22 protein-coding genes, 1 tRNA gene and 1 pseudogene are annotated in these 19,083 nt (G+C 69.3%); 13 read left to right on the forward strand and 11 right to left on the reverse strand.

Annotated elements, in window-relative coordinates; all coding sequences use genetic code 11:
• Positions 1-15 precede the first annotated feature (15 nt).
• The 10 genes and pseudogenes from ccmE (at position 16) to I4U41_RS01545 (ending at position 8,095) form a co-directional block, all read left to right on the forward strand.
• A complete protein-coding gene (ccmE, locus tag I4U41_RS01500) occupies positions 16-495 on the forward strand; it encodes a cytochrome c maturation protein CcmE (RefSeq protein WP_206859095.1) in 480 nt (159 codons plus the stop codon).
• Positions 496-2,403: pseudogene (locus I4U41_RS01505) on the forward strand (heme lyase CcmF/NrfE family subunit); the annotation flags it as partial.
• Positions 2,404-2,621: 218 nt separating this feature from the next.
• Complete coding sequence (locus I4U41_RS01510) at positions 2,622-3,116, forward strand: DsbE family thiol:disulfide interchange protein (RefSeq protein WP_242524958.1); 495 nt, start codon at positions 2,622-2,624, stop codon at positions 3,114-3,116.
• Positions 3,113-3,562 carry a cytochrome c-type biogenesis protein gene (locus I4U41_RS01515; RefSeq protein WP_425492448.1) on the forward strand — a complete coding sequence of 150 codons (450 nt, stop codon included), beginning with the start codon at positions 3,113-3,115 and terminating at the stop codon, positions 3,560-3,562. Before I4U41_RS01510 ends, I4U41_RS01515 begins: the two co-directional genes overlap by 4 nt.
• Entirely contained in the window at positions 3,562-4,572 is a 1,011-nt protein-coding gene (locus I4U41_RS01520; protein ID WP_242524941.1) for a tetratricopeptide repeat protein, read from the forward strand. Before I4U41_RS01515 ends, I4U41_RS01520 begins: the two co-directional genes overlap by 1 nt.
• A gap of 115 nt (positions 4,573-4,687) precedes the next feature.
• Positions 4,688-5,821, forward strand: a complete 1,134-nt coding sequence (gene metX / locus I4U41_RS01525) for a homoserine O-acetyltransferase MetX (protein WP_206859106.1) — start codon at positions 4,688-4,690, stop codon at positions 5,819-5,821.
• A gap of 68 nt (positions 5,822-5,889) precedes the next feature.
• Complete coding sequence (locus tag I4U41_RS01530) at positions 5,890-6,486, forward strand: cysteine dioxygenase family protein (RefSeq protein WP_206859107.1); 597 nt, start codon at positions 5,890-5,892, stop codon at positions 6,484-6,486.
• A 106-nt stretch (positions 6,487-6,592) separates the two neighbouring features.
• On the forward strand, positions 6,593-7,051 hold the full coding sequence (locus I4U41_RS01535; protein ID WP_206859108.1) for a DUF2214 family protein: 459 nt from the start codon (positions 6,593-6,595) through the stop codon (positions 7,049-7,051).
• Positions 7,052-7,093: 42 nt separating this feature from the next.
• Positions 7,094-7,180: transfer RNA gene (locus I4U41_RS01540), tRNA-Leu, on the forward strand.
• 192 nt (positions 7,181-7,372) lie between these two features.
• The gene (locus I4U41_RS01545) at positions 7,373-8,095 is read left to right on the forward strand and encodes a contractile injection system protein, VgrG/Pvc8 family (protein WP_206859109.1); all 723 of its coding nucleotides are present in this window, start codon (positions 7,373-7,375) and stop codon (positions 8,093-8,095) included.
• A gap of 44 nt (positions 8,096-8,139) precedes the next feature.
• Here I4U41_RS01545 and I4U41_RS01550 read toward each other — a convergent pair whose 3' ends face one another.
• Together I4U41_RS01550 and I4U41_RS01555 are read right to left on the reverse strand one after the other, a co-directional pair.
• Positions 8,140-8,649, reverse strand: coding sequence for a DUF1579 domain-containing protein (locus tag I4U41_RS01550; RefSeq protein WP_206859110.1), 510 nt, complete (start codon positions 8,647-8,649; stop codon positions 8,140-8,142).
• 19 nt (positions 8,650-8,668) lie between these two features.
• The gene (locus I4U41_RS01555; protein ID WP_206859111.1) at positions 8,669-8,875 is read right to left on the reverse strand and encodes a hypothetical protein; all 207 of its coding nucleotides are present in this window, start codon (positions 8,873-8,875) and stop codon (positions 8,669-8,671) included.
• 183 nt (positions 8,876-9,058) lie between these two features.
• Between I4U41_RS01555 and I4U41_RS01560 the strand changes: the two genes are divergently transcribed.
• Together I4U41_RS01560 and I4U41_RS01565 are read left to right on the forward strand one after the other, a co-directional pair.
• Complete coding sequence (locus I4U41_RS01560) at positions 9,059-9,844, forward strand: NRDE family protein (RefSeq protein ID WP_206859113.1); 786 nt, start codon at positions 9,059-9,061, stop codon at positions 9,842-9,844.
• A gap of 119 nt (positions 9,845-9,963) precedes the next feature.
• The gene (locus tag I4U41_RS01565; RefSeq protein WP_206859114.1) at positions 9,964-10,881 is read left to right on the forward strand and encodes a rhodanese-like domain-containing protein; all 918 of its coding nucleotides are present in this window, start codon (positions 9,964-9,966) and stop codon (positions 10,879-10,881) included.
• 6 nt (positions 10,882-10,887) lie between these two features.
• Here the strand turns inward: I4U41_RS01565 and I4U41_RS01570 are convergent, their stop codons facing one another.
• The 8 genes from I4U41_RS01570 to I4U41_RS01605 form a co-directional block, all read right to left on the reverse strand.
• The gene (locus I4U41_RS01570; RefSeq protein ID WP_425492449.1) at positions 10,888-11,310 is read right to left on the reverse strand and encodes a hypothetical protein; all 423 of its coding nucleotides are present in this window, start codon (positions 11,308-11,310) and stop codon (positions 10,888-10,890) included.
• 73 nt (positions 11,311-11,383) lie between these two features.
• The gene (locus I4U41_RS01575; protein ID WP_206859115.1) at positions 11,384-11,581 is read right to left on the reverse strand and encodes a PspC domain-containing protein; all 198 of its coding nucleotides are present in this window, start codon (positions 11,579-11,581) and stop codon (positions 11,384-11,386) included.
• A 57-nt stretch (positions 11,582-11,638) separates the two neighbouring features.
• A complete protein-coding gene (locus I4U41_RS01580) occupies positions 11,639-12,025 on the reverse strand; it encodes a YfeK family protein (RefSeq protein WP_206859117.1) in 387 nt (128 codons plus the stop codon).
• 4 nt (positions 12,026-12,029) lie between these two features.
• Positions 12,030-12,722 carry an SGNH/GDSL hydrolase family protein gene (locus I4U41_RS01585; protein WP_320415125.1) on the reverse strand — a complete coding sequence of 231 codons (693 nt, stop codon included), beginning with the start codon at positions 12,720-12,722 and terminating at the stop codon, positions 12,030-12,032.
• 173 nt (positions 12,723-12,895) lie between these two features.
• On the reverse strand, positions 12,896-13,987 hold the full coding sequence (locus I4U41_RS01590) for a class III poly(R)-hydroxyalkanoic acid synthase subunit PhaC (protein ID WP_206859118.1): 1,092 nt from the start codon (positions 13,985-13,987) through the stop codon (positions 12,896-12,898).
• A complete protein-coding gene (phaE, locus tag I4U41_RS01595) occupies positions 13,987-15,009 on the reverse strand; it encodes a class III poly(R)-hydroxyalkanoic acid synthase subunit PhaE (RefSeq protein WP_206859120.1) in 1,023 nt (340 codons plus the stop codon). The genes I4U41_RS01590 and phaE overlap by 1 nt, the downstream gene beginning before the upstream one ends.
• Positions 15,010-15,080: 71 nt before the next feature.
• On the reverse strand, positions 15,081-15,698 hold the full coding sequence (locus I4U41_RS01600) for a CDP-alcohol phosphatidyltransferase family protein (RefSeq protein WP_206859122.1): 618 nt from the start codon (positions 15,696-15,698) through the stop codon (positions 15,081-15,083).
• Positions 15,699-15,990: 292 nt separating this feature from the next.
• Positions 15,991-17,814 (reverse strand): 3-hydroxybutyrate oligomer hydrolase family protein, encoded by a 1,824-nt coding sequence (locus tag I4U41_RS01605; RefSeq protein WP_206859124.1) that lies wholly within the window; start codon positions 17,812-17,814, stop codon positions 15,991-15,993.
• Positions 17,815-17,905: 91 nt separating this feature from the next.
• Here I4U41_RS01605 and I4U41_RS01610 point away from each other — a divergent pair, with 91 nt between their 5' ends.
• Positions 17,906-18,568, forward strand: a complete 663-nt coding sequence (locus I4U41_RS01610; protein ID WP_206859126.1) for a response regulator transcription factor — start codon at positions 17,906-17,908, stop codon at positions 18,566-18,568.
• Between the two features lie 28 nt (positions 18,569-18,596).
• Here the strand turns inward: I4U41_RS01610 and I4U41_RS01615 are convergent, their stop codons facing one another.
• Positions 18,597-18,872, reverse strand: a complete 276-nt coding sequence (locus I4U41_RS01615) for a KGG domain-containing protein (RefSeq protein WP_206859128.1) — start codon at positions 18,870-18,872, stop codon at positions 18,597-18,599.
• Positions 18,873-19,083 lie beyond the last annotated feature (211 nt).

A 19,083-nucleotide genomic window follows, 5' to 3' on the forward strand; every position in this document is an offset into this window, starting at 1 on the left:
GAGAGTGCTTTCCGCATGAATCCCGTCCGTCGCCGCCGCCTGCTCTGGGTCATCGCCCTGGTCGTGGCCGCCGGCATCGCCACCGCGCTGGTCGCGATGGCCCTGCAGCGCAACATCGCCTACCTCTACACGCCCAGCGAAGTGCTGCGCGGCGAAGCCGGCGGGCAGGCACGCTTCCGCCTGGGCGGCATGGTCGCCGCCGATTCGTTCCAGCGCGCACCCGGTTCGCTGGACGCCACCTTCCGCGTGACCGACGGCGATGCGCAGATGCCGGTGAAATACACCGGCATCCTCCCGGACCTGTTCCGCGAGAAGCAGGCCGTCGTCGCGACCGGCCGCATGCAGGGCGAGGTGTTCGTGGCCGAGGAAATCCTCGCCAAGCACGACGAGAACTACATGCCGAAGGAAGTCGCCGACAAGATGGGCATGGCGCACAGGAAGCACGACGTCGCGGCGCCCGGCGGCGCGGCGCCCACCTCGCAGGAAGCCAAGTAAGTGCTGGGCGAAATCGGGCAGGTCGCGCTGATCCTCGCGCTGCTGGTGTCGGTGCTGCAGGCGGCGATGCCGCTGGCCGGCGCGCAGCGCGGCGTCGCGCCGTGGATGGCGATCGCGCGGCCGGCGGCCTACGCGCAGCTCGCGCTGGTCGCGCTGGCATTCCTGATCCTCACGCACGGCTTCGTGACGCAGGACTTCTCGCTGCGCTACGTCGCCGAGAACAGCAACTCCCTGCTGCCGCTGATGTACCGCTACACCGCGGTGTGGGGCGCGCACGAAGGCTCGCTGCTGCTGTGGGCGCTCATTCTGGCGGCCTGGACCGGAGCGGTCGCGCGCTTCTCGCGCAGCCTTCCGGAACCGGTCATCGCACGCGTGCTCGGCGTCATGGGCCTGGTGAGCGCGGGCTTCCTCGCGTTCCTGATCTTCACCAGCAACCCGTTCCTGCGCCTGCTGCCCGCCGCCGCCGAAGGTCGCGATCTCAACCCGCTGCTGCAGGACCCGGGGATGATCATCCATCCGCCGATGCTGTACCTGGGTTACGTGGGCTTCGCGGTGCCGTTCGCGTTCGCGATCGCCGCGCTGCTCGACGGAAAGATCGACGCACGCTGGCTGCGCTGGACGCGTCCGTGGACGAACGTCGCCTGGGCGTTCCTGACGCTCGGCATCGCGCTGGGTTCGTGGTGGGCGTATTACGAGCTCGGCTGGGGCGGCTGGTGGTTCTGGGATCCGGTCGAGAACGCGAGCTTCATGCCGTGGCTCGCCGGCGCCGCGCTGCTGCATTCGCAGGCGGTGACCGAAAAACGCGGCAGCTTCCGCGGCTGGACGCTGCTGCTCGCCATCGCCACGTTCTCGCTGTCGCTGCTGGGCACGTTCCTGGTGCGTTCGGGCGTGCTGACCAGCGTCCATGCGTTCGCGGCCGATCCGGCGCGCGGACTGTTCATCCTGATCTTCCTCGGCATCGTCGTCGGCGGGTCGCTCCTGCTGTACGCGTTGAAGGCGCCGTCGTCGGACGACGCCGGCAAACCGTTCGAACTGTTCTCGCGCGAAACGCTGCTGCTGGCCAACAACCTGCTGCTGTCCACCGCGTGCGCGATGGTGCTGCTGGGCACGCTGTATCCGCTGCTCGCCGATGCGCTGGAACTGGGCAAGATTTCCGTCGGCCCACCATATTTCGCGCTGATGTTCGTGCTGCTGATGGCGCCGCTGGTGCTGCTGCTGCCGTTCGGCCCGATCACCCGCTGGCAGCGCGAGCAGGTCTCGAAGCCGCTGGCGATGCTGTTGCCGTGGGCGGGGCTCGCGATCGCCCTCGCCGTCATCGCGTATTTCATGGCGCCGCAGGGACCGGTGAAGGTCGCCGCCGGCGTGCTCGGCGCGGCGTGGGTGCTGTTCGGCACCGCGCGTTTCGTGTGGACGCGCGTGCGCAGCCAGACCACGGGCCAGCGCTTCACCGCGGAAATGCTCGGCATGACGCTGGCGCATTTCGGCGTCGCCGTGTTCCTGGTCGGCGCGCTGCTGACCGAAGGCCTCACCACGCAGCGCGAGCTCGCCGTCGCGCCGGGGCAAACGGTCGAACTGGGCCGCTATTCCTTCCGCTTCGACGGCGCAACGCATTCGCAGGGACCGAACTACGAAGCCGACCGCGGCACCGTCACCGTCTTCGAGAACGGCCGACCGCTTACCGTCATGCATCCCGAAAAGCGCGCCTACGCGAGCGGCGGCCAGGTAATGACCGAAGCCGCCATCGCGCGCGGCGTCACGCGTGACCTCTACGTCGCGCTGGGCGAGCCACTCGGCAACGATGCGTGGGCGCTGCGCGTGCACATCAAGCCGTTCGTGCGCTGGATCTGGGCCGGCGCGCTGCTGATGATGCTGGGCGGGTTCGTGACGGCGACAGATCGGCGTTTCCGCGCGCGCGCCGTCGCAGCGAAAGAACCGGTGCTCCAACCGGCGGCCACGCCACTTGCCGCCGCGGATGGTTCGGCGTTCTGGGAACACGAATGGCACAAGCGTAACGCCGGCGGCCCCGATGCCAGTTTCGACAACGATGGAGACGATGCGTGAACAAGGCCCGCTGGCTCCCGTTGATCGTCGTCGCCGCACTCGGCGTGCTGCTTTTCGCCGGCGTGATGCTCAGCCGCAATCCCAATCGCGACGCCCTGCCCTCGCCGCTGATCGGCAAGCCGGCGCCGGCGTTCAGCCTGCCGGTGCTGCACGAACCGGGGCGCCTGGTCACCGACCGGGACCTGCGCGGCGCACCGTACCTGTTGAACGTGTGGGGCAGCTGGTGCCCGGCCTGTCGCGACGAGCATCCGGTGCTCACGCGTTTCGCCGAGACCAAGCGCGTGCGCGTGATCGGCTTCAACTGGAAGGACGAACACGCCGACGCGCTGCGCTGGCTGGAACAGTTCGGCAATCCGTACCTCATGGTCCTCACCGACTACGACGGCAAGGCCGCGATCGACTGGGGCATCTACGGCGCGCCGGAAACCTTCCTCGTCGACGCCGGCGGCACGATCCGCTGGAAGTACGTCGGCCCGCTCACCGACGCGGTGATCGAGCGCGAACTGCTGCCCAAGCTCGCGCAGATCGACGCGCAGTCCGGCAAGGACCGGCCGCTGTGATGCGCGCCGTGTTGCTGGCCTTCGCGCTGATGCTGTCGAGTGCCTGCGTGTTCGCGCAGGTCGCCACCGACGCCACGCCGCTGACGTTCAACGACACGGCCGAGGAAAAGCGCTTCCACGCGCTGGTGAGCGAACTGCGCTGCGTGATGTGCCAGAACCAGTCGCTGGCCGATTCCAACGCGCAGATCGCGGTGGATCTTCGCCGCGAAGTGCTGGAACTCATGCGCGAGGGCAGGTCCGACGCGGAGATCAAGGATTTCCTCGTCGCGCGCTACGGCGAATTCGTGCTGTACCGCCCGCAGGTCGAAAGCAGGACATGGTTGCTGTGGTTCGGCCCGGCGCTGGTGCTGCTGGCCGGCGGCGTGATCGTCGCCAGCGTGCTGCGACGCCGACCGCGTCCGTCCGCATCGGCGGCGGACGAGCGCAACGAAGAGCAGGAGTGGTAATGAGCGGTGCAAGCTGGGGTTTCGTGATCGCCGGCCTCGTGCTGGCCGTGCTGACGCTGACCTACGTGCTGCGTCCGCTGTGGCGCACGCGGCGCATGGCCGGCATCGCCGTGATCGCCGGACTGACGTTCGCCACCGCGCTGGCCTACGTCGCCATCGGCACGCCCGCCGCGCTGGACGACGCGCAGCGCGAGATGCCCAGGACGCTGGAGGACGCCATCGCCAAGCTCGAAGCCGAGCTGCAGCGCGACCCGAACCAGGTCGAAGGCTGGCGCCTGCTCGGCCGCGCGTACATCGCGCAGGGCGACAGCGCGAAGGCCGCCGACGCGCTCGGGCGCGCGATCAAGCTCGCGCCGGACGATCCGGACCTGCTCGCCGAAGCCGCCGAGATGCGTGCCCTCGCCGCCCCGGAACGCCGCTTCGACGCGGAAGGCGTGGCCATGCTCCGCCGCGCGATCGAACTGCAGCCCATGCACCAGCGTGCGCGCTGGTTCCTCGGCATCGCCCAGCGTCAGGCCGCGCAGCCGGCGGAAGCCGCGCGTACGTGGGAGCCGTTGCTGACCATCGTCGATGCCGCCGCGGCCGTGCCGCTGCGCGCGCAGATCGACGCGGCACGCGCCGAGGCCGGATTGCCGCCGCTGCCGCAGGCCGCAGCCGCGACGCCTTCAACGGCCGGGCTGAAGGTGAGGGTCACCGTGGCGCCGGAACTCGCTGCGAAGGTGCCCGCGAACGCGAGCCTGTTCGTGATCGCGCGCCAGGCCGGCGGCCCGCCGATGCCGGTCGCGGTCGAGAAGCTGCCGGCGCAGGAATTCCCGCGCGAGGTCGTGCTCGACGACGCCGACAGCCCGATGCCGACGATGAAGTTGTCGCAGCTCGACAAGGTCGACGTGCTGGCACGCATTTCCGCCAGCGGCGATGCCACGCCTCAGCCGGGCGACCTGGAAGCGAAGGCGCGGGTGTCGGACAAGTCGGGCGTGGTCGAACTGGTGATCGACAGCGTTCGCCCGTGACGCTCGCGGGCGGACTCCCGGCGGCATGTTTCCGACGCCGGTAAGCGGATTTTCCGACATGCCCGCAAGCGCAACGGTAATGCCCTCGGCCCATCGCGCTCGGTAAGCTTGCCCCATGACCGAATTCATCCCGCCCGGCACCCGCTGGTTCGATCTCCCCTCCCCCTTTGCGATGAAGCGCGGCGGCGAACTGCACGGCGCCCGCGTCGCGTACGAAACCTGGGGCACGCTCAACGACGCGCGCGACAACGCCGTACTGATCGTCACCGGCCTCTCGCCCGACGCGCACGCCGCGAGCAACGACGGGAATCCGGAACCGGGCTGGTGGGAGGCGATGCTCGGTCCCGGCAAGCCCATCGACACCGATCGCTGGTTCGTGATCTGCGTGAACTCGCTGGGCAGCTGCAAGGGTTCGACCGGTCCGGCGTCGATCGATCCCCGCACGGGGGAGTTGTACCGGCTGGATTTCCCGGACCTTTCGGTGGAGGACGGCGCTGACGCGTCCGCGCATCTCGTGCGTGGACTCGGCATCGATCGCCTCGCCTGCCTGATCGGCAACTCGATGGGCGGCATGACGGCGCTGGCGTTCCTGCTGCGACACCCGGGACTGGCGCGCACCCACATCAACATCTCCGGCGCGGCGAAGGCGCTGCCGTTCTCCATCGCGATCCGCTCGCTGCAGCGCGAGGCGATCCGGCTCGATCCGAACTGGAACCACGGCCGCTACGACGACGCGCACTACCCCGAATCGGGCATGCGCATGGCGCGCAAGCTGGGCGTGATCACCTATCGCTCGGCACTGGAATGGGACGGCCGGTTCGGTCGCGTGCGGCTGGACTCGGACCGCGCCGACGAGGATCCCTTCGGCCTGGAGTTCGAAGTCGAAAGCTACCTGGAAGGCCACGCGCGCCGCTTCGTGCGCCGGTTCGATCCCAACTGCTACCTCTATCTCAGCCGGTCGATGGACTGGTTCGACATCGGCGAGTACTGCGCGTCGCGCCAGAACGGCGAGGCCGACACGCGCGCAGGGCTGGCGAGCATCCGCGTGGAGAAGGCGCTGGCGATCGGCGTGCACACCGACATCCTCTTCCCCCTGCAGCAGCAGGAGGAAATCGCCGAAGGCCTGCGTGCGGGCGGCGCGGACGCCACGTTCCTGCCGCTTCCCTCGCCGCAGGGGCACGACGCGTTCCTGGTGGACATCGCGCGCTTCGGGCCGGCGGTCGCGGATTTCCTCGATTCGTTGCGTTAAACCCGCGTAACGCCGCGGATTGATGCAACGCAAGAAATGAGTTCGGAGCCGCGCGGTAGAATCGCGGCATGAACGCCACCGCCGCGCTGCCCGAAATCGCCTTCCCCGGCCACGAAAAGCTGGTCGCCGCCATCGACGCCGCCGTCGGTGCCGGCGATGAACACGCGGTCACCGCGGCCCTGCGCAGCACGCTGTGCGGCATGATCCGCGACCGCGACGTGCAGTTGCCCGCCTGCGTCCACCAGCCCATCGCCGACCACTACGCGCGCCGCGAGCTCTACCGCAGCCCGGAACACGGCTACAGCGTGGTCGCGATGACCTGGGGGCCCGGCCAGGGCACGCCGGTGCACGACCACTGCGGCCTGTGGTGCGTGGAAGGCGTATGGGACGGCGAGCTGGAAATCACCCAGTACGAACTGCTCGAGCGCGCCGGCGACCGCTTCCGCTTCCGGGCCGCAGGCGGCATGCACGCCGGCCCCGGCAGCGCCGGCAGCCTGATCCCGCCGCACGAGTACCACACGATCCGCAACGCCAGCACCGACGCGGTGGCCGTCTCGCTGCACATCTACAAGGCGCCGATGGAAGCCTGCGCGACCTTCGTTCCTGACCAGGGCGAGTGGTTCTCGCGCGTGTCCAAGGCGCTGCGCACCGACGAAGCGGCCTGATCGCGGCGGGCACCCGTCGCGGTTCATCGAATGACTGACCTCCGGCACCTTGGCCGCGGCGCGCGGCCGGCTTAGTTTTGGCGCTTTCTCCGCCTGGAGCGCGCACGTGCTGACCGACTTCCTCCTCGCTTCCCTGCACCATCTCCTCGTCTTCGGACTGGCCGCGATGCTGGTGGCCGAATCCGTGCTCCTGCGCGGCGCCCTCGACCGCCAGACGCTCCAGCGCCTGACCGGCCTCGACATGGGCTACGGCATCTGCGCGATGGCCCTCATCGCGGTTGGCATCGCGCGCGTTGTCTACGGCGTCAAGGGCCACGACTTCTACCTGCACAACCCGTGGTTCCACGCCAAGATGGGCGCGTTCGTGCTGGTCGGCCTGCTCTCGATCCTGCCGACGATGCGCTTCCTGCGCTGGCGCAAGGCGCTGGCGGCGAACCCGATCTTCCTGCCCGATGCGTCCGAAGTCGCCCGCATGCGCGGCATCGTCCGCTTCGAACTGGTCCTGCTCGCCGCGATCTTCGTCTTCGCCGCCGCCATGGCCCGCTACGGCGGCCTGGGCCTCTGACCCCTGCCGCCAGCCCGCCCCTCGGCTATACTGCACGGCCGCGCCGGAATGGCGGAATCGGTAGACGCAGCGGACTCAAAATCCGCCGCCCTTAAAAGCGTGTGGGTTCGAGTCCCACTTCCGGCACCATAGAAAAAAGGTCAGGCCTCGCGGTCTGGCCTTTTTTGTTTTGTCCGGCCACTTGCCATCCTGGCACCGCCGAAGTGCCGCTCGCCGCAGGCACGCGCCACGGGCATGAACCAACCCGCGACTTCTTCCGATTGCGATCGAGTATCTCGCATGGCTTAAAGGACATTCGCTTTCACTTCAGGGACAAGAAGTATGAAATCGGATGTGGCCTTCTCCTTCGCGTTGGGCGAAGGGCCGGCTCTGGATGTGGTCCGTTTCGAGCTGACCGAAGGTGTTTCGCAATCGCTCCGGCTGGAGCTTGATCTTTCCAGCATCGATGACGCGATCGATACGGCGGAATTGCTGGATCGCGAAGCGGTGTTCACCATCGAGCGCGACGGTGAGCCGATGCGCACGGTGCACGGCGTCTGCACCGCGTTCGAGCAGTGCGAGACCGGCTTCCGGCTGACCCGCTACAGGGCGGTCGTCGAATCACCGCTCGCGCGCCTGGCACTGCGCCACAACAGCCGCATCTTCCAGCAGGTCAATGCGCCGGAGATCCTGGAAACAATCCTGAAAGAGCATCGCTTTCAAGGGACGAAAACGACGTATCTCGGCCACCACGAGCCGCGCGAATACGCCACCCAGTACAGGGAACACGACGACCGCTTCGTTCATCGTCTCGCGACGGAAGAAGGCATCGTCTACTGGCACGACGCGGCAACCTTCAGCGCCTACGACGATGACGGCAACAGGTACACGATCCACGTGCGTCGAACGTTGATCGAGGCGCGCGGTTCGGGTGAGCGGCGGGTCGTGGAAGGGATGCGTTCGTATCACCTGAGCGATGGCGCTGCCGTCGATCGCATCGATGCGGAGTCGTTCGCCATCGTTGCCAGCGGGATCGCCTTGCGCACCAGGTCGGTGGGCGGTTGATCCGATTCAGGGCGAACGGCGCGTCACCGTGAGACCTGGCGCAACTACAACCCCGCATTCGCCACACGCCGATACCGCACCTCCACCGCCTTCGCCGACTCGCCCTGCGGGGAGATGTTGGTCATCGTGATGATGAGCTGGTCCGGGTCGGGCTGTTCGATTTCGGTGCGCCAGTCCCAGCGCGGGCCGCCTTTTCCGTCGCCGTAGCTGCCCAGCACGTTGAAGTGATCCGACGTGGCCGGGCCGGCGGAGAACATGATGCTGGTGCCGGTGCCGAAGCTTTCGACCCAGGCCGATTCGTAGGCGTTTTCGGCCAGGTGCAGGCCGTAGATGGCAACGCCTTCGATGGGATCGTCGCGGTAACGCGTGCGGTATTCGTGGATCAGGAAGCGGCCGTCGAGGATGCCGCGGACGGTGCCGCGCTGCGGCGCTTCACAGGCGAGATGATCGGGCTGGAACCAGAGCCGGAAAGTGCCTTCCCATTCGCCGATCATCTGCGCGAGTCGCCGATGCCCACCCTGCGCGATGGAAGCCTCGAACTGTTTCTTGCCCATGACGCCCTCCGGCGCGAGGTCAGGGCAGCAGCGTACCGAACACCACGCGCGAGCGCTCATCGTAGATGCGCAGCCACAGTGCCTGCCGGCTTTTCTCCGCGCACCGCTTTGCCTTCGGCAACACCGCGGCAAGCGCGGCTTCGGCGCTGGCGTAATCGGCGCAGGCTTCGGCGATCTGCTGGTGCAGAACGCCGCCGTCGTGGCGCGATAGTTCGACGCGGTACATCGGGGGCTTCCTCCCGGCTGGGGGAACGTCCGGATTGGACGGGCGGGGACAGGATTCATAGGCTGCCAAGCTTTCCCGGGCGCCGCAGTCAGCGGGGTCTGCGGCGCTTTGTAGGACTATCCCTACACTGACTCAGCCGGCTCAGCTGAACGCAACTTCCATTCCCCCTGCCAATACATCCGCATGTGCCTGATTGCCCTTTCGTGGAATACGCATCCCCGCTACCGGCTGGCGCTGATCGCCAACCGCGACGAAGCCCATGACCGGCCGGCCTCGCCCGCCGCCACGGACCCGGTCGACCCGGCGCTGTACGGCGGGCGCGACCTGCTTGCCGGCGGCAGCTGGCTGATGGTGTCCACGAGCGGACGGCTGGCGGCCGTCACCAACGTCCGCGCCGGCGCGGCCGAAGGGCCGATGCCCCGCTCCCGCGGCGCGCTGGTGCGCGAGTTCGTGTCCGGGAACGGCCAGGTCGGCGCCCTCGCCGGCCTCGCCCCGCAGGCCGCCGGCTTCGGCCGCTTCAACCTGCTCGCCTTCGACGGGACGCGGCTGGCGTTCGCGAGCAACCATCCGGGCTTCCGGACCTACGACGTGGCGCCCGGCCTTCATGCCATGTCGAACGGCGATTTCGATGCCCCCTGGCCCAAGAGCGGGCACGCGAGCCGGGCACTGGAGCGCTGGCTGGCGAGTCCCGCCGCGCTCGAAGGCCAGACCGGCGACGACGCCCTCGCCCCGCTGTTCGACGCCCTCGCCGACACCACGCCCGCGCCCGACGCGACGCTGCCCGACACCGGTGTCGGGCTGGACCTGGAACGCCTGCTGTCGCCGCCCTTCGTGCGCGGCGAGCGCTACGGCACGCGCTGCAGCTCGATCGTCCTGGTCGAGGACGCGCGGCTGACCTTCGTCGAACAAAGCTTCGGTCCGAACGGCCTGCGCCTGGGCCGGACGCGGACGAGCTTCGCCATCGGCTGAACGCGCACAAGTCCGCACCGGCGGCACGCAGCGATGCACGTCGCGCGCTACCCGGTGCCGGCGCGCGGGCCTACCATGGCGTCATCGCCCGCGCGCGCCATGGGTTCGCACGCACCCCCGTGGACACCCTCCTCCACCTCATCGCCGTCTACGGCCTGCTCGTCGTCTTCGTCAGCGTATTGCTGGACCAGGGCGGCATCCCCGTGCCGGCATACCCGCCGATCATCCTCACGGCCGCGCTGGCGACCGACCAGGGCAAGAGCCTGTGGCCGATCGTCGCCGTCGCGGCGCTCGCCGCGATCATCGCCGACTGGCTCTGGTACGTCGGCGGACGGCGGCTCGGCGCGAAACTGCTGCGGCTGATGTGCCGGCTTTCGCTGTCGCCGGATTCGTGCGTGCTGATGACCCGCGGCATCTACGGCCGATGGGGCCCGCCGTCGCTCATCGTCGCCAAGTTCATCCCGGGATTCGCCGCCGTCGCGACGACGCTCGCCGGCGAAACCGGCACGCGGCCGGGCCGTTTCCTGCTGTTCGACGGGATCGGCGCCGTGCTCTGGGCCGGTGTCGCGGTGGCGCTGGGCGCGATCTTCCATGAAGCGGTGAACGGGGTGCTCGACGGGCTCGAAACGCTCGGCCGCATGACCATCCCCGTGGTGCTGGCGCTGATCGCCGCCTTCGTGCTGTGGAAGCTGTGGCGCCGGCGCATGTTCCAGCGCCAGCTGCGCATGGCGCGGATCACGCCGGGCGAGCTGCGCCAGCTCATGGACGGCGAATCGCCGCCGCTGATCCTCGATGTGCGCCCCGCGCCGCAGCGCGCGCTCACCGGCTGGATACCGGGCTCGGTGTTCGTGCAGACCGTCCCGGAAGCCGTGCTGATGCCGCGCGAGGAAGTGATCGTCTACTGCGACTGCCCGAACGAAGCGTCCGCCGCAGTGCTGGCGCGCGCGCTCAACAAGCGCGGCTTCAAGCGCGTGCGTCCGCTCGCCGGCGGGTTCGATGCGTGGAAGAACGACGGGCACCTCGTGTCGTTCGAATGACGCCTGTCACGCCGACCACGGCCACCAGCCGCGCCCCGTGCTCGCGTAGCGGTCGGCCGCCTGCTCGAAGCGGTTGCGCACGCTGATCCCGCCGGACAGCAGGTACAGCGGCAGGAACAGCGGCCCGAGCGCGAGGTACTGGTAGACGTGCGCGCGTTCGTGGTCGGCCAGCACGATAGGCGCCTCCTCGGCGTGGCCGGCGCGATGCGCGTAGGTGACGCACGCCGAATCCAGATCGTCGCCCGTGTGCAGGATCACGTTGCCGAACGTGATCGCGCCGCCCGGCCCCCACGGCCAGCGATGGAACACCAGCGCCATCTCGCGCTGCCGCCAGTGTGCGTGCGCGCCGAACACCAGTCCGACCGCGCCGAGCAGCAGGCCAAGCAAGGTGTTCGGCAGCGTCCAGACCGCGCCGAGCGCGATCGCCATTCGTCGGACCATCGGGCTTGGCGGCATCGGCATGCGCGAAGCCTAGCGCATCGCGATGCGCGACTTCGCCGCGTCAATCGCCCTCGGGGATCAGCAGCCACAGGATCAGGTACACCAGGATTCCGGGGAACGCGGCCGAGGCGATCGACCCCAGCACGTACAGCACGCGCAGCAGCGTGGAATTCCAGCCGAAGCGCCGGGCGATGCCGCCCAGGACGCCGGCGACCATGCGGTCGTGGCGGGAACGGGAAAGCGTGCGGGTGGCGTTCATGGCGCGTGCTCGGACAAAGGCGTGGACTGCCGACGCGCGCGAGTCTAGCGCCGGCGGTCAGGGCGTCGTGTGACGGAGCGTCGACAACCGGGCGCCGAGCCATTGCGCCGACGGCACGACCGGCTGCCCGGGGCACCGCACCGAATACGCCTTGCCGCTCATGCTGCTGCTCGTGGCCGCGCGCTCGATGAACTGCTCGGCGCTGGCGACCAGGTCGCGCCGACGCAGGTAGTCGTACTTGCGCCGCAGGTGTTCCTGCGCCTTCGCGGGCGGATACCACGTGCCGTTGCGCTGGAACTCGCAGCCCGACTTTCCGAGGGCATCGATCAGTTGCTCGATCTCGCGCTGCGCCTGCGGCGGCGGTTCGGCGAAGGCCGCCGGTGCCGCAACCAGGCCGACGCACGCGCCGACCACGACTGACCGGATGGCACGCCGCACGCTCATGCGCCTACTTCACCGCCGCCAGCCACGGCCGCACGACGCCAGCCCAGATCGCGTAACCGCTGGCGTTCATGTGCAGGCGATCGGCCACGAACAACTCCTCGCGCGGCTGGCCCTTCGCATCGAGCATGGGCAGGAATACGTCGAGGTAATCCACGCCCGGCGCCTGCTCGGCGTACTCGCGCACGAGCGCGTTGGCTTCGCGCATCTGCGGCAGCAGCGCGACGCGCGATGGGCTGGGCTTGATCGACACGAAACCGATCGGCGTTTCCGGCATCGTCTCGCGCACCTTCTCGACGAACGCGACGAAGTCGTCGCGCACCTGCTGCGGCGTGCGGCCTTCGAACAGATCGTTGTCGCCGGCGTAGAACACGATCGCGCCGGGCTGGTACGGCACGACGATGCGATCGGCGTAGTAGGTCGAATCGCGCACGCGCGAGCCGCCGAAACCGCGGTTGATCGTCGCCATCCCGGGGAAGTCCCCGGCCATCGAATCCCACAACCGGATCGACGAGGAGCCCACGAACAGCACCGCGCCGGGCATGCGCCGCACCACGCTGTCGGCCTGCTCGAACGCGACGATGTCGGGCTCCCACTTCGCGGAATCGCTGACGACGGCGGCCGGCACTTCCGGTGCGGCGGGATGGGAGGCGCAGGCGCCGAGCAGCGCCAGGCAGGCGATGAGGAGGATTCGGGTCACGGTCGCGTCCTTCTGGATCGCGCCGAGTGTGCCATGCGGTGCGTGGATGTCGCGAGGTCGCGTGCGCGGATGGGATGTTCGTCACGCCGAACGCTCGAACCGTCATTCCGGCGAACCCGGGGTGGCAACCGGATACCGCGAACCCGGTCCTTCGCGCTCAGGACGGACGAGCGCTAGCGGGCCCGCTGCGCCAGCCAATCGTGGATCGCCTGCGGCACCTCGCGCTGCGCGCGGCTGGACACGTAGATGCCGATGTGCCCGCCACGGAACGACAGTTCGCTGTAGTCGTCGCTCCCGGTGAGCCCCGCGAGCGCCTTCGACGACGCAGGCGGCACGAGGTGGTCCTGTTCGGCGTAGATGTTCAGGATCGGCATGTCGATGCTGCGCAGGTCCACCGCGCGGTCGCCGATCTCGATGCCGCCCTCGATGAAGCCGTTGCCCTGGTAGAACTGCTTCACGAACTGGCGGAACGCCTCGCCGGCCTGGTCGGGCGAATCGAAGATCCATTTCTCCATGCGCAGGAAATCCTCCAGCGCTTTCGGATCGTCCAGCACGTCCACCATGCCCACGTATTTCTGCACGAACAGCCGCCACGGCTTGAGCGTCAGGTAGCACCAGTTCATGACGTCCGCCGGCACGTTGCCGAGCGTATCGACGAACAGGTCCACGTCGAGTCCGCGCGTCCAGTTGCCGAGCATGTTGTCGCTGGTGTGGAAATCCACCGGCGTCACCATCGTGACGAGGTTCCGCACCTTGCGCGGGTTCAGCGCCGCGAAGCACAGCGAGAACGCGCCGCCCTGGCAGATGCCGAGCACGTTGACCGCATCCATGCGGTATTCGCGACGAAGATGGTCCACCGCGCCGCCGATGTAACGCTGGATGTAGTCCTCCAGTTCGAGGTAACGGTCGGAACGGTCGGGATAGCCCCAGTCGAGCACGTACACGTCCTCGCCGCGTTCCAGCAGGCCGCGCACGATCGACTTGTCGTCCTGCAGGTCGACCATGTAGGGGCGATTGACCAGTGCGTAGACGATCAGCAGCGGCACGCGCGCGGTCGGCGCGCGTCCGTGGGGCAGCGTGTTGCCGCGGAAGCGGTACAGCACGACCTTGCCGTCGCGCCAGACTTCCTCGCGCGCGGTCGCGCCGTAGTCGACGTCGTGCACCTGGTGCAGCGTGTCGAACCCGGCGCGCAACTTGGCCTGCAGGCGCAGCGATTCCTGCGCGAGCGAATCGGGCGTGAAGCCCAGCGGTCCGAAGGCGTCCATCAGCGCGCCCTCCCCGGCTTGCGGGGCGATGCCGGTTTCGCGGGTTTCGTCGTCGATTTCGTTGCGGCTTTCTTCGTCGCGGCCTTCTTCGTTCCCACTGGCGGCGACGCTTCCCGCACGTGCGTTTCGCGCGACTCCGGCCGCGACAACCCATCCAGCGCATCGCGAAGCCGCCGCAGTTCGCGTTCGAGCGCCACGATCTTGCGATGCGCCGCATCCACTTCCGTGCGCGTCGGCATGCCGAACTGCGTGCTGATCTGTTCCACTTCCTTCTGCATGCGCCCGCGCAGCGTCATCTGCGCGTTGACCAGCGCGGCGTATGCATCGCGGAAGCGCGGCGACAGCGCGATCTCGGCGTAGCTTTCCTCCGCCGCATCGATCCACAGGTCGAACAGCGCGCGCACCGAATCGAGTTGCTTGCCGGGCGCGCTGCGTTCCTCCAGCTTGCGTTCGAAGCGCGCGAACGCGTCCTGCCCGGCTTCGGCCAGCAACGCCTGGTAGGCCTGGCTCTGCTCCTGCAGCTCGAGTTGCGCCTGCGCGAGCTGCTGCCAGCGTTCCTGGTGTTCGCGCGCGAAACCGAACGCGGGCAGGTCCAGCCACGAGCGTCCTTCGCGCTGCATCGATTGCAGCCACGGCGCGAAGGTTTCGAACCATTTCGATGGATCGGTCTGCGCGCTGCCGGGCATGTTCGCGAACACCTGCGCGAACGGATTCGCGCCCTCGCCGCCCAGCGCCTGCTTCCACGCCGATGCGATGTCGCCGGCGCTGGCGGGCCGCCCGGCGAACTGCGCCGCCAGCTGCTGCATCTGCCCGAACCAGCCCTGCGCCTGCGCATTGAAGCGCGACACCGCCTCATCGCCCTGCGGCATGCCGCCGCGCGCGAGCTGCGACCACCAGTCCACCGCTTCGTTCCAGCCCGGCATGGCCGGAGCCGCCGGCTGCGTCGCGCGCAGCGCATCACCCCAGGCGTTCCAGTACCGCCGGTTCCACGCTTCGAAGTCGTCCACGCCCTGCATCGCCATCGCCACCGTCGGGGAAGGCGGTCATGGTACCAACGCGGTGTTTCGCCGCCGCGACGAGGCGGCGGCCGGATTCAGGGCTTGGGGATGCGCAGCGTCTTGCTGATCATCAGCGAGCCGGAAAGCGCGAACATCAGCACCAGCGGATGGAACTGCCACGGCCCCAGCTGCACCATGCCCAGCCACAGGTTCGCGCCGATGGCGCCCTGCGAGGCGGCGATCGCCAGCACGATCACCAGCACCAGGCTCGTCGGGATCGGCGTGCCTTCGAAATACTTCACCTTGTCGTCGCCGCCCGAGAGCGCTTCGGCGGTGACGTTGTAGCGCGCCAGTCGGCTCACGCCACAGCCGACGAAGTAGCTCAGCACGATCCAGTCCCATCCGCCCTGCAGGCCGCAGGCGTAGGCCAGCGCGGCGGGCGCCACGCCGAAGGAGATGACATCGGCCAGCGAATCCAGTTCGCGCCCCAGCGTGGAGGCCGACTTGCGCCAGCGGGCGACGCGGCCGTCGAGCGCGTCGAAGACGAAGGCCAGCGGGATCAGCGCCATGCCGATGAGCAGATCGCGCACCACGCCGTCCTGCAGGAAGCGCATCGCCGCGAAGATCGCGCCGGTGCCGCAGAAGGCGTTGGCCAGCGTGAACCAGTCGGCGAGGTGGAACTCGCGCAGCATCGAGAAATGGCGACGCGTCATGCGGCGCTCCGTGTCCGGGAAGACCGCCAGCGTGCCAAAAGGGGTGTGAAGCCAGCAAGAGGTGGCTCTGTAACGCCTCCAGCTTTCGCTGGAATGACGGAGGGAAAGCTGGCTGTGAGCGCGCGGACGGCGTGACATCCTGATTTCTCCAAACGCTGCGCGCGTGGACCGTACCGCGCCGCCACCAGCCTTTGTAGCCCGGGTAAGCGAAGCGCACCCGGGGCAGCGCGACCAAGGCGGCCAACCCGGGGGCGCTTCGCGTACCCGGGTTACATGGAGCGTGCAGTGCGTCTTACCTCGGCATCCGCAGATCCGAAGCCCGCAACGCCTTCCCCGCCCCCCGCGCCGTCGTTTCGATCACCGCATCCGCCGGCAGCGGCGCCACGCCGTCCAGGTGCGCGCTCACCCGGTCCAGCGCCTCGTACACGTAGGGCAGCAGCGGCAGGTAGCGCGCACCGTACCCGGGCAATCCCAGGAACGCATCGAAATGCTGCGCGTTGCGCACCTGCCAGTAACGCACGTCGCGACCCGCCGCCTGCGCGGCACGTACGTATGGCGCGCTGCTGAAGGCCGGCGGGATCAGGCCATCGTCCGTGCCGTGGATCACCACCACCGGCAATCCCGCGCGCGGGAGTCCGGCGCGCGTCTCTGCCACGCCCTGCTTCACGCGCGTCGCATCGGCCTCCCCGCCGGTCCACAACGCGCGCAGGCAATGCAGCGTGGTGAGTGGCGCGGTGGGGTTCTCCTCGACGATGTGGACGCCGGCACCCGGCGGGATGCCGCTCGCATCCGACCACCACGCCGCGCGCTCGGCGGCAGTGGCGGCACGCGGCGCGAAGTCCGGACCCAGCGCGGAATACCGGTTTCCGCACGGCATCTCGCCGACACCGTAGCGCCCGTACGCCGAGGCATACGCCACCGCGACCGCGCGCCACAGATCGAAGCCGACCGACAGCGCCCCGGCGCGCAGCGACGCGTCGGTCCAGCCGGACGCCTTCATCGCCTCGTACGCGTAGCGCGCCTGCGCCGCGGTATCGGCGCCCCCGATCACGCCCGTGGCCTGCAGCGCGGCGCAGCGCTGCGTCCACGCCGGCACCGACTGCGCCGCGAGCGGCGGCTGCGGCAGGCCCTGCAGGTGCAGCAGCGCGCAGGGCATGAGCAGCGCCGCTTCGGTCGTGTAGTCGTACAGCGGACGCGCACCTTCGACGTACACGTTCGGCTCGCCCGCGACCACGGCGTCGAGCCAGTCGCCCTCCAGTTCCGCCGCGCGCAGCACCGCGCCACCGCCGTTGGAAATGCCGGCGGCGATCACCCGCGTGTTGTCGAAGGTGAAAGGCGCGGCGTCCGGGAACGCCGCGTCCAGCGATCGCAGCGCGAACTGCGCCGCCTGCTTCACGTGCAGGCCCCAGTCCGCTTCGGGGTTGTCCTTCGAATGCGCGTGCTTGAACGCCACGCCCGGGGCGGCGGTCGTCGCCGGATCGAAGGCCTGGCCATCGCCGCGCGCACCGATCGTGCCGTCCGCGCGCACGCCCTGACCCGCGTCGAGGTCGACGTAATCCGTTCCCGCGCCCTTGTCCGTGTAGGCGACGGCGCATCCGTTCGGCAGCCCCCACGCGCCGGCGACGGCGATCGACCCGTAGATGCCGCGCGAGCCCGACGACGCCGTCACGACCACGCAACGACGCGCCACGTCGAACGTATCGGGCACCTGCACCAGCACGCGATGCGGCTCGCGCGCGCCGGGGACGGTGGCGAAGGCGCTGAATTCACGACCGGGCACCGACTCCACGCGTCCGTACACGTCGCCGTAGCCACCGCCCGGCGCGAGATCGGCGATGCCGCGCCAGTTGCTCCACAGCGCACGGCGGCGCAGTTCGGCGGGCGTGGGACGTTCCGCATCGGCGAAGGCCGGCGGCGTCATCGCGCGCAAGCCGGCCAGGCCCAGGCCGCCGGTGAGCAGGTCGTCGTCGCCGCGATGTTCGGTCGTGCGCGCTTGCAGGAACACCGGCGCGGCCTCCGTCGCGGTGCGTGGATTCCGGGTGGCGCAGGCGGCCAGCGCGAGCGCGGCGCCTGACACGGTGAGGACGATCGCGATGCGGACAGGCGTCAGGTTCATGCGCCGAGCCTAGCAATCCCGTCCGCGGCGCCCATCGTACTTTCGTACCAGCGCGCCGCCGGAGGCCGTGGCCGCTTGCTAGGCTTGCGCGATGCCGACCCTGCTGATCGCCGATGACCACCCGCTGTTCCGCGCCGCGCTGCGCCAGGCCGCGATGGAAGCCGTGGCCGGCGCCGACATCCGGGAAGCCGGCAGCCTCGATGCGGTGCTCGCCGCGCTCGATGCCGACGGCGGGATCGACCTGGTCCTGCTCGACCTGCACATGCCCGGCAACCACGGGTTGGCGGGACTCGCCGCGATCCGCGCGCAGTACCCCGGCGTGGCCGTGGTGGTGGTGTCGGCGAACGACGATCCGCGCGTGGTGCGCCGCGCGCTCGATCACGGCGCGGCGGGCTATCTCCCCAAGAGCGCGGGGCTGGACGAACTGCGCGATGCGATCCGCGCGGTGCTCGCCTGCGAGCAGTGGCTGCCCGCTTCGCTGCGTGCCGCCGTGGCGCGCACGCAGAGCGACAGCGGCGACGCCGACCTCGCCGCGCGCCTGGCGAGCCTGTCGCCGCAGCAGTTCCGTGTGCTGACGCTGGTGGCGCAGGGGCTGCTCAACAAGCAGATCGCCGATCGCCTGGACGTGCAGGAGCGCACGGTGAAGGCGCATTTGTCGGCGATCTTCGAGCGCCTGGGCGTGCGCAACCGCACGCAGGCCAGCGTGGTCCTGCGCGAGCTCGAACTGGCCGATCCGGCGCGCCAGCTCGCGTAGCCCGCGATCCTTCCGATGCGGCCGGCGCTCACTCGCCGGCGTTGCGGGCGGCGCGGTTGCCGCCGCTGGCTTCGCCGCCCTTGCGGCCGATCGCGGACATGTGTTCGCGATCGCGGCTCACCGCTTCGCCGCCCTTGCGTCCGGCGATGCGCGCTTCGGCGGAGCTGAACTCGTGGGCGCGTCCGCTCTCGTGCGCGGCCTTGCCGCCCTTGCTGGCGATCTCGCGCTGCCTGCCGGCATCCATGGACGCGAAACCGCGTTCGCTCTTGCCGCGTCGACTCTCCTGTGGGTGCTCGTTGGCCATCGTTGCGTCCTCGTGTGGGGTGGGCGCAGCCCGCGAGGCGCGGCCTGCGACTGAGGAAGGCGCAATTTCCATGCCATTGCGCGCGCCTATGCGACGGCAACGCCGGGGCGGCGTCGGATGAAATTGCTTCCGGCATCAATGAAGCTGCGTGCACGCACGGTGGCTCGCCCCGCCCCGCCCGCGCAGCCGATCCGTCGTGTGACGAAGGCGC

Source organism: Lysobacter changpingensis (assembly GCF_017308985.1).
GTDB classification, from domain to species: domain Bacteria; phylum Pseudomonadota; class Gammaproteobacteria; order Xanthomonadales; family Xanthomonadaceae; genus Lysobacter_J; species Lysobacter_J changpingensis.